Annotated in this window: 14 protein-coding genes, 1 pseudogene and 1 riboswitch; of the genes and pseudogenes, 12 read left to right on the forward strand and 3 right to left on the reverse strand. The window is 35.4% G+C overall.

The features are described from left to right. Positions 1 to 378: 378 nt before the first annotated feature. The 5 genes from STRDD10_RS00980 (at position 379) to STRDD10_RS11830 (ending at position 5,028) form a co-directional block, all read left to right on the forward strand. A complete protein-coding gene (locus STRDD10_RS00980; RefSeq protein WP_067192346.1) occupies positions 379 to 1,638 on the forward strand; it encodes a UDP-N-acetylglucosamine 1-carboxyvinyltransferase in 1,260 nt (419 codons plus the stop codon). A 23-nt stretch (positions 1,639 to 1,661) separates the two neighbouring features. Next, complete coding sequence (locus STRDD10_RS00985) at positions 1,662 to 2,210, forward strand: GNAT family N-acetyltransferase (RefSeq protein ID WP_067192349.1); 549 nt, start codon at positions 1,662 to 1,664, stop codon at positions 2,208 to 2,210. Continuing rightward, complete coding sequence (gene spxR / locus STRDD10_RS00990; protein ID WP_067192352.1) at positions 2,203 to 3,480, forward strand: CBS-HotDog domain-containing transcription factor SpxR; 1,278 nt, start codon at positions 2,203 to 2,205, stop codon at positions 3,478 to 3,480. Before STRDD10_RS00985 ends, spxR begins: the two co-directional genes overlap by 8 nt. An 18-nt stretch (positions 3,481 to 3,498) precedes the next feature. Further along, a complete protein-coding gene (locus tag STRDD10_RS00995) occupies positions 3,499 to 4,359 on the forward strand; it encodes a methionyl aminopeptidase (protein WP_067192354.1) in 861 nt (286 codons plus the stop codon). A 297-nt stretch (positions 4,360 to 4,656) separates the two neighbouring features. Continuing rightward, positions 4,657 to 5,028 carry a YhjD/YihY/BrkB family envelope integrity protein gene (locus tag STRDD10_RS11830; RefSeq protein WP_443031080.1) on the forward strand — a complete coding sequence of 124 codons (372 nt, stop codon included), beginning with the start codon at positions 4,657 to 4,659 and terminating at the stop codon, positions 5,026 to 5,028. A 64-nt stretch (positions 5,029 to 5,092) separates the two neighbouring features. On the opposite strand, the pseudogene STRDD10_RS10280 reads toward STRDD10_RS11830, so the two are convergent. Next, a pseudogene (locus STRDD10_RS10280) lies at positions 5,093 to 5,314 on the reverse strand (helix-turn-helix domain-containing protein); the annotation flags it as partial. Between the two features lie 281 nt (positions 5,315 to 5,595). Then, on the reverse strand, positions 5,596 to 6,024 hold the full coding sequence (locus tag STRDD10_RS01005; protein ID WP_067192360.1) for a GtrA family protein: 429 nt from the start codon (positions 6,022 to 6,024) through the stop codon (positions 5,596 to 5,598). Between the two features lie 38 nt (positions 6,025 to 6,062). Next, a riboswitch (PreQ1 riboswitch) is annotated at positions 6,063 to 6,205 on the forward strand. On the opposite strand from STRDD10_RS01005, the gene STRDD10_RS01010 reads away from it, so the two are divergent. Continuing rightward, positions 6,203 to 6,712: a QueT transporter family protein gene (locus STRDD10_RS01010; RefSeq protein WP_067192362.1), complete on the forward strand. Its 510-nt coding sequence runs from the start codon at positions 6,203 to 6,205 to the stop codon at positions 6,710 to 6,712. It overlaps the preceding riboswitch by 3 nt. A 67-nt stretch (positions 6,713 to 6,779) precedes the next feature. Here STRDD10_RS01010 and STRDD10_RS01015 read toward each other — a convergent pair whose 3' ends face one another. After that, positions 6,780 to 7,670: an AraC family transcriptional regulator gene (locus STRDD10_RS01015; RefSeq protein ID WP_156468551.1), complete on the reverse strand. Its 891-nt coding sequence runs from the start codon at positions 7,668 to 7,670 to the stop codon at positions 6,780 to 6,782. 461 nt (positions 7,671 to 8,131) lie between these two features. Between STRDD10_RS01015 and STRDD10_RS01020 the strand changes: the two genes are divergently transcribed. From STRDD10_RS01020 to STRDD10_RS01045, 6 genes are all read left to right on the forward strand, one after another. Further along, positions 8,132 to 8,398, forward strand: coding sequence for an ACT domain-containing protein (locus STRDD10_RS01020; RefSeq protein WP_067192367.1), 267 nt, complete (start codon positions 8,132 to 8,134; stop codon positions 8,396 to 8,398). A 15-nt stretch (positions 8,399 to 8,413) separates the two neighbouring features. After that, a complete protein-coding gene (locus STRDD10_RS01025) occupies positions 8,414 to 9,751 on the forward strand; it encodes a PFL family protein (RefSeq protein ID WP_067192370.1) in 1,338 nt (445 codons plus the stop codon). An 83-nt stretch (positions 9,752 to 9,834) separates the two neighbouring features. After that, entirely contained in the window at positions 9,835 to 10,506 is a 672-nt protein-coding gene (locus STRDD10_RS01030; RefSeq protein WP_067192372.1) for a helix-hairpin-helix domain-containing protein, read from the forward strand. Then, positions 10,490 to 12,733, forward strand: coding sequence for a DNA internalization-related competence protein ComEC/Rec2 (locus STRDD10_RS01035; RefSeq protein WP_067192375.1), 2,244 nt, complete (start codon positions 10,490 to 10,492; stop codon positions 12,731 to 12,733). The genes STRDD10_RS01030 and STRDD10_RS01035 overlap by 17 nt, the downstream gene beginning before the upstream one ends. Positions 12,734 to 13,160: 427 nt before the next feature. Beyond that, the gene (gene holA, locus STRDD10_RS01040; protein ID WP_067192378.1) at positions 13,161 to 14,192 is read left to right on the forward strand and encodes a DNA polymerase III subunit delta; all 1,032 of its coding nucleotides are present in this window, start codon (positions 13,161 to 13,163) and stop codon (positions 14,190 to 14,192) included. Positions 14,193 to 14,279: 87 nt separating this feature from the next. Then, a complete protein-coding gene (locus STRDD10_RS01045; RefSeq protein ID WP_067192381.1) occupies positions 14,280 to 14,885 on the forward strand; it encodes a superoxide dismutase in 606 nt (201 codons plus the stop codon). Positions 14,886 to 15,140 lie beyond the last annotated feature (255 nt).

Here is a 15,140-nt window from a genome sequence, read left to right on the forward strand (position 1 = left end):
TAGGGATTCAGGAGACAAATAAATAAAATAGTTGTAAAGGATTGCATTGGTGAGGAAAGAGGAGATTTGATAGATTTTAACTTGTAACAGAGAAATTGAAGAGTAATTTTTTCTTCTTTTACTCATTTTCTATTTGATGTTTTTATGATACGTACGTTGAAAAAATTCAATTTATCTTAAACTGTGCTATTTTTTAGAGTACAGATATGGGAACTAACCTTAATTTGTGATATAATAAAGGACGTGAGTCTAAAATTCAACCTAATTTAGTGAAGAAATTTTAAGAGAGAGCTTCTTAGTAGACACTCTTTAGTATTAAAGTTGAAATGAATTTTTGGACGAACATTCAAGTTACGAAGAAAAATTGAAAGAATACAAATGAAAAGAATTGTTATAAATGGAAATCACCCCTTAACCGGAGAGGTGACCATCAGTGGTGCTAAAAATAGTGTCGTTGCATTGATACCTGCAACCATTTTAGCAGATGATATTGTGACACTTGACGGTGTTCCAGCTATTTCAGATGTCGATAGTTTGATCGATATCATGGAGATGATGGGTGCTACTATCCAGCGTGAAGGAGAAACATTAATAATTGATCCTCGTGGTGTGAAAAATATGCCGATGCCTGTTGGTAAAATCAATAGTTTGAGAGCTTCTTACTATTTCTATGGGGCCCTTCTAGGGCGCTTTGGTCAGGCTGTTGTGGGTCTTCCAGGAGGGTGTGATTTGGGGCCACGTCCAATTGATTTGCATCTGAAAGCTTTTGAGGCTATGGGTGCTAAAATGGCCTTAGATGGTAGTAGTATGAGCCTTAGCACAGATGGCAATCCTATTGCTGGTGCAACGATTTATCTTGATATCGCTAGTGTTGGAGCAACTATTAACATAATGTTAGCTGCTGCTAAAGCAAAAGGACGTACAGTGATCGAAAATGCAGCTCGTGAACCTGAAATTATAGATGTTGCCACGCTGTTAAATAATATGGGAGCCCATATTCGTGGTGCAGGGACTAATGTCATTATTATTGAAGGGGTTGAGACTCTTAAGGGGACTCGACATCAGGTTATTCCAGATCGAATTGAAGCAGGTACTTACATTGCTCTTGCTGCTGCAGTGGGGCATGGAGTGACGATTCATAATGTACTATACGAACATTTAGAAGGTTTTATCGCAAAACTAGAAGAAATGGGAGTTCGTATGACTGTTTCGGAAGACAGTATTTTTGTTGAGAAACAAACTGATTTAAAAGCTGTTACGATAAAAACTGCCCCTTATCCTGGTTTTGCAACTGATTTACAACAGCCAATTACGCCTCTATTATTAAGAGCACATGGTCGTGGGACAATAGTAGATACTATCTATGAAAAACGTGTGAATCATGTTCCAGAGTTAGCTCGTATGAATGGAAATATTCAAATGAGTGGTACTCAAGTTGTTTTTCAAGGTCCAAGTGATTTGAAAGGAGCAGAAGTAAAAGCAACTGATTTGAGGGCTGGTGCCGCCTTAGTGATTGCTGGTCTTATGGCTGAAGGTCGTACAGAAATTACAAATATTGAGTTTATTTTACGAGGTTACTCCAATATTATTGATAAGTTAAGAAAATTGGGAGCAGATATTAGCTTACTTGATAATTAAGAATGGTTTTAAGGAAGTCCTTTATGAATTTGTGGACACGTTTGGCAGCATATGCCTATATTGAAACACAGCATTTGATTCTTCGTCCGTTTTGTTTTTCAGATGCCACTGATTTTTATGTCATTTCTGGCAATGCTGACAATCTTGAGTTTATTTTTCCAGCTCAATCTAGCATTTCAGAAGCAGAGTATGCTCTTGCAAATTATTTTATGAAACAGCCATTAGGAACTTGGGCAATTTGTACACCAGAAAATAGGATGATTGGTGCTATACGATTTGAAAAGATTGATGAAGTCAAAAGAGAAGCTGAAATTGGTTATTTCCTATTAAAGGATTTTTGGGGTCAGGGATTGATGACGGAAAGTTTAAAAGAGTTGGTTTCTTTGTCTTTCACTGTTTTCAATTTTAAAAAATTAAAAATTATCGTTCATCTCGAAAATCTTGCTAGTCGTAGAGTAGCTGAAAAATGTGGTTTTTCTCTTGTTCGTCAGTATAAGGGGAGTGACCGTTATAGTCGTAAAATGCGTGACTATTTAGAATTTTGCTTTGAAAAGGAGCATTATAATGAGTAAGCATCAAGAAATTATTCGTTATCTAGAGCAATTACCTATTGGCAATCGTGTTAGCGTGCGTGGGATTTCTAACCGGCTGAATGTAAGTGATGGAACGGCCTATCGGGCCATAAAAGAAGCTGAGAATCGTGGTTTAGTAGAGACACGTCCCAGAAGCGGAACTGTTAGAATTAAGCAAAAGCAAGTTTCTATTGAAAAAATGACTTATCAAGAAATTGCAGAAGTGACAGAATCACAAGTGCTTGCAGGACAAAAAGGGTTAAATAGAGAATTTAGTCGATTTGCGATTGGAGCTATGACGGAAAAAAATGTAACTCGTTATCTAGTAGACGGTGGTATGATGATAGTTGGGGATCGTAAAGAAATTCAACTTCTAGCTCTACTTCACCACAATGCTGTACTGATTACTGGTGGATTTGAGGTGGATGGAGAAGTTCTCAAATTAGCTGATAAATTGGGAATTCCAGTTTTGAGAAGTCGTGAGGACACTTACACCGTTGCAACAACGATTACACGTGCCTTATCTATTATTCAAATTAAAACCGATATTGTAACAGTAGAAAAAGTTTATCGTCCTAGCTATGATTATGGATTTTTACGTGAGACAGATACAGTAAAAGACTACCTAGATTTAGTCAAGAAAAAACACGTTAGTCGTTTTCCCGTCATTAACCAGCATCAGATGGTTGTGGGAGTTGTGACAATGCGTGATGCTAGTGGTAGGTCTAATGATACGATTTTAGATAAAGTCATGAGTCGGAGTGTCTTTGTCACTCAACTTGGAGTTAGCATTGCAAATATTAGTCAACGAATGATTAGTGAGGATTTTGAGATGATTCCTGTAGTTAAGGGAAACAGAGGCCTCATTGGCGTAGTGACACGTCGTGACATTATGGATGCAATTAATCAGAACCAAGCTTCTAATCAGCCAACCTTTAGTGACCAAATAGTTCATAAATTGGATAAGTATTCGGAACAATTTCAGTTTGTTGTTGAACCGTTCATGCTTGAAAGAAATGGTGTCTTGTCTAATGGCGTGATCACAGAAGTTTTAACAAATGTTACAAATAAATTGTTGGCTGAATATAGAAAAAATATTATTATAGAACAACTTTCAATTTATTTTTTACAGACTGCACAGCTTGATGATTTATTAGTTATCGAACCTAAAATCGTTCAGCAAACCAGACGGTCGGCGATTGTCGATTACGAAATTCATTTAAATAAACAGATCGTTATGAAAGCGACAATAACTGTAAAAATTAATTAGAATAATTAAGGAGAAAACATGATTACATTGAAGTCAGATCGTGAAATTGAAGCTATGGACAGGGCAGGAGACTTTCTTGCATCGATTCATATTGGTCTACGTGAATTGATTAAACCAGGAGTGGATATGTGGGAAGTAGAAGTATACGTTCGTAGACGTTGCAAAGAGGAAAATTTTCTTCCACTTCAAATTGGTGTAGATGGTGCAGTGATGGATTATCCATATGCAACCTGTTGTTCACTTAATGATGAAGTTGCACATGCATTTCCACGCCATTATATTTTAAAAGATGGTGATTTACTGAAAGTTGATATGGTACTAGGTGGGCCTATCTCCAAGAGTGAGTTAGATGTTTCTAAATTAAATTTTGATAATGTTAAAAAAATGAAACAATATACTCAACAGTACACTGGAGGATTAGCAGATTCTTGCTGGGCTTATGCAGTAGGGAATCCTTCTGAAAAAGTGGAAAACTTGATGAAGGTAACCAAGGAAGCGATGTATAAAGGAATCGAGAAAGCAGTTATTGGGAATCGAATTGGTGATATCGGAGCAGCGATTCAAGAGTATGCGGAAAGTCGAGGATATGGAGTAGTCCGTGATTTAGTTGGGCATGGAGTTGGCCCAACTATGCATGAAGAACCAATGGTTCCCAATTATGGAATTGCTGGTCGTGGCTTACGGCTACGTGAAGGTATGGTACTAACAATCGAGCCTATGATTAATACAGGTGATTGGGAAATTGATACAGATATGAAGACAGGTTGGGCACACAAAACCATTGATGGGGGCCTTTCTTGCCAGTATGAGCATCAATTTGTAATCACTAAGAATGGTCCGGTTATTCTGACTAGCCAAGGAGAAGAAGGAACTTATTAAAGAAATATTTATTGTTTTTTAAATCAGGAAAAACTGGAACTTGGATTTTCGTTTTTTATGGTTTTCTTATTTTAAAAACTGTTTTTAAGAAAATTGTCGTTTGTTTTAATTGATGGAGTAGCGTGTGAAAATAACGATAGAATATTTAAAGTAACATCCTTTCTTTGCTGCTTTTATCAAATCTTATCAATTATCAGAAATAGGGATGACTAATATAGCGGTAGCATATTATTTTTTGATTTCTACTTTACCATTATTATTAATCATTAGTAATGTTTTACCTTTTTTCAAATTCAAATCGTTAGTTTATTTACAAGTATAAAAGATTTGATACCGGATTTACTCTATCAACCTATTCTAAAATTAGTTAGTAGTGTATTAGATAGACCTTCTACCGAGATGTTATTTGTTTCTGTCCTTCCAGCTCTATGGACTTTTTCACAAACAATGACTTATCTTCAAAAAGCATTTAATAAAGTTTATGGCATAGAGAAAGGCAGAGGGGGAATTTGGAGTAGAGTTTTTAGTTTTCTATTAACTCTTAGTTTACAAATTCTGTTTGTATTTGCCTTATTGTTGGCTTTGTTTGGTCGAATTATTTTAAATTTTGTTTATGAAATCTGGCATTTCAATGAACGTTTTTACGCTATTTTAATAAATACAACTTAGCCCTTTGTCTACTTACTACTGGGTATCATTTTAATTTTTTTATATTATTTTTTACCGGATATTACTTTGGTGTCAAACGAGATTTTCGACCTTTTTGCTTGGCCCTGTGGTCGTACTGTTCCTGTGCTAAGGATGCGGAGTAACCATTTTTGCATCGACTTAGCTCTCTTGAAATGGTGGACTTATGGACGCCAAGTTTACTTGCAATTTGGCAAGGTTTCAAACCTAAATCCAAGTAAGTTTCTATCTTTATACGGTCGGTTATGGTAAGATGGGAGTAGCTCATAGTTTTTCCTCGGGTTCTGTTTGTGTGACTACTTACAGTTTACACCAATGAAACGCTATGAGTTTTTTGTTGCACTATATTTTACAATTTATCTTATATCAGTTATGTTTTGGTTTATTCTTCTATCAAAAATTTTAATTTTAGGTGCAATTCTCAATCGATCTTGGCAACTTCAATGTGAAGGAGTAAAATACAAAAAAACGATTTAAAATAGAAGTAAATTTTCAATTTTAGATCGTTTTTCTAATTGCTGGGTATGATTTTGTTTTACAAAAAATAGTTTATTTTGTATTTCGAAAAATAAAAAGCTTACTAATAAAGTAGTTTAGAAAGACAATGAAAAATTGGGCCAGTATTGTTTCAACTAAATTAATCATTTTCATATCATTATTTACAAATTGTCCGATGAACTGAGGAAAGCTAGTCACAAAAATATAGGTTAAGCCAAGATCAAGAAATAGTGTACCTAAACGAGCAGTGAAAAATTTTATTAGGCGATTCCACCATCCAGTTCGTTGTTGTTTAAACACAATTGTATCATTGGTTGCGAAGGCAAATAGGATTCCAGCAATATTGGCAATGATTGTAGCGACAAGTTCGTTGCCAAAAAGAGCGTAGAAAAGAATACGTGTTACCACTGAAACAATCGTTGTCATAATTCCAAAGAAAAGATAGGAAATAACTTCATTGTCAAAGATAATTTTAGTAATTTTTTTTCATAATTCTAGTCTATCATATTTTCAAAAAATGTGCTATACTAGTAAGGTTGAATGGCTTAACTTTTCTAAATAGTTTTACTATTTAGAAATTCTTTAACTCAATCAACCCTTGGTGCTTAGCTTCTTTCACCAAGCATATTACATGCGGAAAACCGCTAAAGGAGAAAACATGAAAAAACTTACTGCCCGGGATATGGCACAAATTGCGCTTGTTGCTGCGATTTATGTGGTATTAACCATTACACCCCCATTAAATGCGATTAGCTACAATGCATACCAATTTCGTATTTCTGAAATGATGAATTTTATGGCCTTTTATAATAAAAAATATATTATAGGTGTTACAATTGGTTGCATGATTGCAAATTTCTTCAGTTTTGGTTTATTAGATGTGGTAGTTGGTGGTGGATCAACACTTGTCTTTTTGACATTGGGAGTATATCTTTTTGGAAAGTATAAGAATGAATTTCTGTTTAATGGCCTCATTCGAAAGGATCATTTTTACTTTGCAATTTTATTTTCAATCTCTATGATAACAATTGCTGCTGAGTTAGCTGTTGTAGCGGGTGCACCATTCTTGCTAACTTGGTTTACGACTGGAATTGGTGAGTTTGCTTCACTTCTAATTGGTGCTATCATTATTGGAAAAATTGCAAAATCTATTGATTTGACAGCGTAAGTTAGTCCTAAACTTTGCTTGCTACTCTATCTATCGAGAATGGAAAAAGAACTGAGACAATCTTGTCTCAGTTCTTTTGACTTGCAATAAGATTTAAGCGATACTGTTTAGGGGTGGTTCCATACATTTCTGTGAATTGCTGTATGAAACTAGACGGTTGATTAAAACCAACTCGAATAGCAATTTCAGTTACAGTTAAATGATGGTGATGAATGAGATAGTCTAAGCTACGTTGTAAGCGATAATGAAGTAAATAGTGATAAGGAGCAAGTTTAGTGAATGATTTGAAAATCCGTCCACATTCTGTTGGGCTAACATGACCGCTAGCAGCAATATCCTTAAGTTCAATTTTTTCATGATAATGTTCATAAATAAAAGAAAGCATAGACTGAATAGCTACAAGTTGATTTTTATTGAGACGAGGCTGGGCAGTTAAGGTAATGGATTCCTTAATATTTGTACAAATTAAGAGCCAAATTTGAACCAAATGAATCGCAATTTGATATTCTTTACAATTTAAATTATTTTCAGTATATAAATCAAAAATTCGATATAGATGTTGTAGAATATCATTTTGCCAGTCGGTATGATTATTAAATAATAGACCAGTGACATGATAGGAGTATGTATAAGGTTTTACATATTTGATATCCATTCGACTGTCGGAGTGAAAGCTTAGGATATCCTCTGAAAAATTTAAAGTTAGATATTCAGCATCAGGTGAAGCGTAACGGATTTGATGGAGTATAGTACGGTTGATAAAGAGAGCTTCATTGGCCTGTAGACTTACTGAATGTCCTTCAAGAGTAATTTCAATATGCCCTTTTTTGCAAATAGTAAACTGCAACTCCTCGTGCCAGTGTAGTTCAGTCAACTCAGGTAAACTTCCCTGCATCCTTACCATCCGTACAGGGAAATGTGGGTCCTTGTATGAAAATGTTTTTTGATGGCTGTCCATGATAGTCAAAATAGCCTCCTTGGTAAAAATATAATATAAATTAGATGAGAATATACTATATTTTTTTGATGAATTTATATATAATAAGATATCATCTGTTTTGAATTCAACTAAACTATTTTAATTTATTTTTAGGTAATATTATTATATTATAATATATAAATTTAGTCAAGTGATTTGATCATTCTATTGTTGATAAAAATGGATGATTTTTTTATACCCTGTTTGAAGGTGACTGTTACATTTTCTGTGAACAGTGAAAGAACAAAAGATCCTATGCAGCCTTGTTCCTTATTGAAAGAGGATAAGGCTTTTTGTATGTTCCTGACATGACTTCGCTTCTCTTTTTTGTAAAAAACTGCTATACTATAATTAGCTCAATAGGGGGCTATTTTTCAGAAGACTAGATGTCTTTTAGATTACTGAATGCAATGTATAGAGAAAGAGACGAGGAGTAACATATGAAAGCTATTATAACGGTTGTTGGTAAGGATAAGACAGGGATCGTAGCAGGTGTTTCTGCTAAAATTGCAGAACTCGGTTTAAATATTGATGATATCTCACAGACTGTTTTAGATGAATTTTTTACTATGATGGCAGTTGTTTCTGCAGAAGAAAAAAAAGATTTTGTGTTTTTACGTAATGAATTTGAAAGTTTTGGAGAGGCATTGAATGTGAAAATAAACATTCAAAGTGCTGTCATTTTCGATGCTATGCATAATTTGTAAGAAAGAGAGCTAAGAATGGATATTAAACAGGTGACCGAAACCATTTCCATGATTGAGGAACAAAACTTTGATGTCAGAACCATCACCATGGGAATTTCTTTATTGGATTGTATCGATCCGGATATTGAGAAAGCTGCAGAAAAGATTTACCAAAAGGTTGTAAGTAAGGCAGCTAATCTAGTTGCAGTCGGTGATGAGATCGCAGCTGAGCTTGGGATTCCCATTGTCAATAAACGGGTGTCTGTAACGCCGATTGCCTTGATTGGGGCTGCGACAGACGCGACCGATTATGTCCCTCTAGCTAAGGCTTTGGACCGTGCTGCTAAGGAAATTGGAGTGGACTTTATTGGTGGCTTTTCTGCCTTGGTTCAAAAGGGCTATCAAAAAGGGGATGAAATCCTGATCAATTCCATTCCCCATGCGCTAGCGCAAACGGATAAGGTCTGCTCCTCTGTCAATATCGGTTCGACCAAGACGGGGATCAATATGACGGCTGTTCGGGATATGGGGCGCATTATCAAGGAGACGGCAGCAGCTTCTGAGATGGGAGCCGCAAAGTTGGTTGTCTTTGCCAATGCGGTTGAAGATAATCCCTTCATGGCTGGTGCCTTTCACGGTGTCGGGGAGGCCGATGTTGTCATCAATGTAGGTGTTTCTGGTCCAGGTGTTGTAAAACGGGCGCTGGAAAAGGTTCGTGGAGAGAGCTTTGATGTGGTTGCAGAAACGGTCAAGAAAACGGCCTTTAAAATTACTCGGATTGGCCAGTTGGTCGGCCAGATGGCTAGTGAACGCCTGGGGGTCAAATTTGGAATTGTCGACCTTAGTCTAGCTCCAACACCAGCTGTTGGGGATTCGGTTGCCCGTGTTCTTGAGGAAATGGGTCTGGAAACGGTTGGAACACATGGGACAACGGCTGCGCTTGCTCTCTTGAATGACCAAGTCAAAAAGGGCGGAGTCATGGCCTGCAACCAAGTCGGTGGTTTGTCCGGTGCCTTTATCCCCGTTTCTGAAGATGAGGGGATGATTGCTGCAGTGAAAAATGGCTCTCTTAATTTGGAAAAACTGGAAGCTATGACAGCTATTTGTTCGGTTGGTTTGGATATGATTGCCATTCCAGAAGATACGCCTGCTGAAACGATTGCAGCCATGATTGCGGATGAGGCGGCAATTGGTGTTATTAACATGAAAACAACAGCTGTTCGTATCATTCCAAAAGGAAAAGAAGGTGACATGATTGAGTTTGGTGGTCTTCTTGGAACAGCGCCTGTCATGAAGGTAAACGGGGCTTCGTCTGTTGATTTCATCTCTCGCGGTGGGCAAATCCCAGCACCGATCCATAGTTTTAAAAATTAATGAACAGTAAATCAATTTCTTTAAGAAGTTGATTTTTTTTAATTTATTCGAATAAAGATATAAAGTTAGAAAAGGAGAAAATGATGTTAGATGTCAATGTAATAGTAGAGAAGTTAAGAGAATACAAATTATCTATTGGTGTTCTTTTGGTTGGTGCAGTTTTGGGAGTGGGATTTATGTTAATAGGGAAAACACAATCCACAGCTATTCAATCTAGCGCAACCATAGCTCAAGAAGTATCGTTTCATTCAAGTGATGAACGAGAAGAAAATAAAGTAGAAAATCAAACTGAACAAAGTTTGGAAGTGTTAGAGTTTATAACTGTTGATGTTAAAGGAGCCGTTAGGAAACCTGGCTTATATGAAGTGAGAAATGGAAGTCGAGTGAATGATGCTGTAAACATGGCGGGAGGTTTAGCAGAGAATGCAGAAACTAAATCTATCAATTTGGCTCAAAAATTAAGTGACGAAGCTGTGGTTTATGTTGCAACGATAGGAGAAGAAACCACCATGGTAACCGTGGCAAGTGAGCAAGAGAACCAAAATGGGAATAAAAATTCTTCCAAAGTAAACTTAAATACAGCTACCGAGGTAGAACTTCAAACGATTTCAGGTATTGGGCAAAAAAAAGCGACAGATATTGTCTCCTACCGAGAAGCAAATGGTGGTTTTAAAACAGTTGATGATTTGCAAAATGTTTCTGGAATTGGAACAAAAACATTAGAAAAGTTAAGAGAATATGTCACAGTGGATTAGAACTCTCCCGTTTCCAACTCTGTATCTTTCATTTATACTAGTTTGGCTTTATTTTGCAATTTATACAGGCCAGATGTTAGCGTGGGTTGGATTTATAATTTTTTTACTTTGTTTTGTAAGTAATCATAAAGGGAAAGAAAAATATATTGCTTGTTTGTTTATGTCCTGTTTTGCTTTGTGGTTTTCTTATCAGAATTATCAAACAAAGGTAAATGAAAATTTGGAGCATAGAGAGGTTAGCCAGATTGTTATTCTACCGGATACAATTAAGATAAATGGTGATGCCTTGAGTTTTCGAGGTAAGGCAAATGGACAAAACTACTCAGTTTATTACAATTTAAAGACTGAAAAAGAGAAAAAATTTTTTCAAAACTTAGATCAATTGATGGTTTTAAAAGTAAAAGGGGAACTTTCATATCCAGAGCAACGGAGAAATTTTAAAGGGTTTGATTACGCAGCTTATCTAAAAACACAAGGTATTTACCGTACTTTAAAACTTAATCAGATTGAATCGATTAAGTTGAGTAGTAGTTGGAATCCATTTGATTTGCTTTCTAGTAGTAGACGAAAAGCTCTTGTTTGGATAAAAACTCATTTCCCTAGTCCGATGAATCATTATATGACAGGTCTTTTATTCGGGTATTTGGATCATGATTTTGAAGAAATGAATGATGTGTACTCTAGTCTTGGTATAATTCATTTATTTGCCCTATCAGGGATGCAAGTTGGATTTTTTTTAGACGGATTTCGAAAAGGTCTTTTGAGAATAGGATTAACAATTGAACAAGTTAAATGGTTTACTTATCCATTTGCTTTCTTTTATGCAGGAATCACTGGTTTCTCAGTCTCAGTAGTTAGAAGTTTATTGCAAAAGATTTTAGCTCAGCATAATATAAAAAAATTAGATAATCTCGCTATAACTTTTCTCATCTTATGTTTCATCATGCCTAAATTTTTATTAACAGCAGGTGGCGTCTTATCATGTGCCTATGCCGTCATTCTCACGATGACAAGTTTTGAACATGTGAGGGGATTGAAACGGTTTCTGATTGAAAATCTTGTGATTTCACTAGGCATTCTTCCACTATTATCCTTTTACTTTGGAGAATTTCAACCATTTTCAATCCTGTTAACTTTTGTTTTTTCAATTTTATTTGATTTGATACTTCTACCAGGTTTAGGTTTTATTTTTTTACTGTCTCCAATCTTAAACCTTAGCTTTTTAAATCGTTTATTTGAATGGTTAGAAAGTCTGATTCGTTTACTTGCTACTAGTTTAAGAACTCCCCTTGTTTTTGGCCAACCAGACCACTTGGTTTTACTCAGTTTGCTATTTTTACTTGCTTTACTATATGATTTCAGGGATAGAAAAAAAGTAGCTGTTGCTCTCTCGCTTATGACTTGTTTTTTGTTTTTTATAACTAAGTTCCCTCTTGAAAATGAAATAACTATTGTAGATGTTGGTCAAGGGGACAGTATTTTCTTAAGAGATATGATGGATAAGACGGTCTTGATTGATGTTGGTGGAAAACCAACTTTTGGGAAAAAAGAGTTATGGCAAGAAAAAGTCACTCAGTCGAATGCTAGTCGTACATTACTTCCTTACTTAAAAAGCAGAGGAGTTGGGGCCATTGATAGTTTAGTATTAACTCATACGGATACAGACCATGTTGGAGATTTGTTAGAATTGGCAAAGGAAGTGAAGATAAATGAAATTTATGTGTCAAGAGGCAGTTTGACAAATAAAGATTTTGTCAAAAAACTAGAAAAAGTAGGGACAGTTATTCGAGTAGCTGAAAAGGGAATTCAAATTCCCATTTTTGGAAGTTATCTAGAGGCACTTTATCCGTATGATACTGGAGATGGTGGAAATAATGACTCGATTGTTTTGTATGGTGAATTTTTGGGAGATAGTTTTCTATTCACAGGTGATTTAGAAGAAGATGGTGAGAAGGAATTACTTGCTCTATACCCAAATTTGGAGGTGGATGTTTTAAAAGCAGGTCACCATGGTTCAAAGGGATCTTCGAGTCAAGAGTTTTTAGGGAAGATAAAACCAAAAATCAGCTTGATTTCAGCTGGTATAAACAATCGTTATCGTCATCCTCATCAGGAAACTTTGGAGCGATTTGATGAGATTGGAACAGAAGTTTACCGAACCGATCAGCAAGGAGCTATTCGTTTTACAGGTTGGACGGACTGGAAGATTGAAACAGTAAGAGAATAGCTTAAGTCAAACTATATTGAGACGTGATAGAGTGACTGACTGTTAGAGTTTAACTTAAACTTGTAACTACAAAAATATTTTTAAATTGTTGCTGTGACTAGCTTTGGAACTAGAGAAATTGTAAAAATTACTGAAAGTTAAATTACTTTGAATATTCAAAATTATCACTTTTTAGCCTGTTGTAAACGTAATATTCATTCAATTTTAAAAGAGGAGAAAAACGATTTTATTGGTTCTAATCCTTTATGAATCAAGGTTTTATAGCGATTTTGAGGCTTACAAGTTTGAGTTTGAATTTAGATGAAGAGTTAGTTCTTTTAAATATCTGATTTATTTTCTAGATTTTGGTATAATTCTAGAGATACTACTTTTTGTTGATAACTTATATAAAAAGGAGATAAATCAAAGATTTCTGATGGAGGGGAATATGCTTGCGATCGAAGCGATAAAATCGATAACAGAAGAAACACTTCCAGCTTTAACAATTGTAACGGGTGATGATGTTGGTCAGTTTGAAATTCTAAAGAGTAGCTTGTTGCAGGCAATTAACTTTGAATCATCTAGTTTGCATCATACTTATTTTGACACAAAAAGTGCTACTTACGCTCAAATAGAGTTAGATTTACAAAGCTTGCCTTTTTTTTCAGATCAAAAAATAGTGATTTTAGACCATTTCCAAGATATCACAACTGCTAAAAAACGTTGGTTTAGTGACGATGAATTAAAAGCATTGGAAGCTTATTTGCTGAATCCTATTGAAACGACGAAACTAATTATTTTTGCAGAAGGAAAGTTAGATAGCAAAAGACGTTTGGTAAAAATTCTGAAAAAAAACGGCTATCTATTAGAAGCCTCAGAACTGAAAGAGCAGGAGTTACGAGCTTATTTTGAACAAAAAAGTACCGAGGAAGGACTACTATTTGAACCTCAAGTTTTTGAACAGTTGCTTGTGAAGTCTGCATTCAATTTTAGTGAGTTAAGTAAAAATATTGCTTTTCTAAAATCTTACAAAGGGAAAGGAAAAGTTGAAGAAGATGATATTAAGGTAGCAATACCAAAAACTTTGCAGGATAATATTTTTGATTTAACACAGTTGGTTTTATCTAACAAGTTAGAAGCGGCACGACAATTAGTACATGACTTGACCTTGCAGGGAGAAGACGAAGTTAAACTAATTGCAATTATGTTAGGACAACTTCGCATGTTTTTATATGTGAAATTACTGGCAGAGTGTGGTCAGAATGAGCAACAAATCACATCTAGTTTGTCAGACTACCTAGGTAGAAAGGTGAATCCTTATCAGGTGAAGTTTGCTCTAAGGGATTCACGTCAACTTACGTCAAATAGATTAAAGAACAGCATTATCAATTTGATTGAAGCTGACTATCAGATAAAGATGGGGATTTATACTAAAGATTTTCTCTTTGAACTAGCACTCTTAAAAATTTCTAGGAGTTAGTCTTTTTAAAATACTAGACAGATTTCTTGATAAATCATGATGATTGCGTTATCATATGTATAACAAATTAGAAAAGAGGAATACGAAATGGCGATTATTTTACCAGAACTTCCCTACGCGTACGATGCACTTGAACCTTATATTGATGCAGAAACAATGCATCTTCATCATGATAAACACCATCAAACTTATGTTAATAATGTGAATGCGGCCCTTGAAAAACACCCTGAAATTGGTGAAGAATTGGAAGTGTTGCTTGCAGATGTGGAATCTATACCAGCAGATATCCGTCCAGCAGTAATTAACAATGGTGGTGGACATCTAAACCACGCTCTTTTCTGGGAATTGATGACTGGAGAAGAGACTACACCATCAACCGAACTTTCTGAGGCAATTGATGCTGAGTTTGGTTCATTTGAAGAATTTAAATCTATTTTCACTGCAGCAGCTACAACACGTTTTGGTTCTGGTTGGGCTTGGTTAGTAGTAAATAAAGAAGGTAAATTAGAAGTAACTTCAACAGCAAACCAAGATACACCAATTTCAGAAGGAAAAACTCCGATTCTCGGTTTAGATGTTTGGGAACATGCTTATTATGTAAAGTATCGAAATGTTCGACCAGACTATATTAAAGCTTTCTTTTCAGTAGTAAACTGGACTAAAGTAAGTGAGCTTTATGCAGCAGCTAAGTAATCGTTTCGTTTATTTGAAAAAGCATTAAATTTAGAAACGGATAGTAGAAAACAACAGATAAGAGCGGAGGCTGGGCAAGGATTGTCCAGCTTTTAATGAATAATATCAGTAGCTACATTGAGCAGTGTTAATTACTATCTTTATTTACTTTGTAAATCAAAAGATTACAGAATAAAAGGATCAATATTTCTTTTATTTTGATAAATTGCAAAAATAAGTGCAACATTTACTCGAACTCATCCACTAGAGCTTCAT

This window comes from Streptococcus sp. DD10, from assembly GCF_001578805.1.
Classification (GTDB): domain Bacteria; phylum Bacillota; class Bacilli; order Lactobacillales; family Streptococcaceae; genus Streptococcus.

Coding starts and splice junctions, on each gene's coding strand:
- STRDD10_RS01025 (WP_067192370.1), top strand. CDS start 8,414: ATGGATATTAAACAGGTGACCGAAACCATTTCCATGATTGAGGAACAA.
- holA (WP_067192378.1), top strand. CDS start 13,161: ATGCTTGCGATCGAAGCGATAAAATCGATAACAGAAGAAACACTTCCA.
- STRDD10_RS01020 (WP_067192367.1), top strand. CDS start 8,132: ATGAAAGCTATTATAACGGTTGTTGGTAAGGATAAGACAGGGATCGTA.
- STRDD10_RS00995 (WP_067192354.1), top strand. CDS start 3,499: ATGATTACATTGAAGTCAGATCGTGAAATTGAAGCTATGGACAGGGCA.
- spxR (WP_067192352.1), top strand. CDS start 2,203: ATGAGTAAGCATCAAGAAATTATTCGTTATCTAGAGCAATTACCTATT.
- STRDD10_RS01045 (WP_067192381.1), top strand. CDS start 14,280: ATGGCGATTATTTTACCAGAACTTCCCTACGCGTACGATGCACTTGAA.
- STRDD10_RS01030 (WP_067192372.1), top strand. CDS start 9,835: ATGTTAGATGTCAATGTAATAGTAGAGAAGTTAAGAGAATACAAATTA.
- STRDD10_RS00985 (WP_067192349.1), top strand. CDS start 1,662: ATGAATTTGTGGACACGTTTGGCAGCATATGCCTATATTGAAACACAG.
- STRDD10_RS01010 (WP_067192362.1), top strand. CDS start 6,203: ATGAAAAAACTTACTGCCCGGGATATGGCACAAATTGCGCTTGTTGCT.
- STRDD10_RS01035 (WP_067192375.1), top strand. CDS start 10,490: ATGTCACAGTGGATTAGAACTCTCCCGTTTCCAACTCTGTATCTTTCA.
- STRDD10_RS00980 (WP_067192346.1), top strand. CDS start 379: ATGAAAAGAATTGTTATAAATGGAAATCACCCCTTAACCGGAGAGGTG.
- STRDD10_RS01015 (WP_156468551.1), bottom strand. CDS start 7,670: ATGGACAGCCATCAAAAAACATTTTCATACAAGGACCCACATTTCCCT.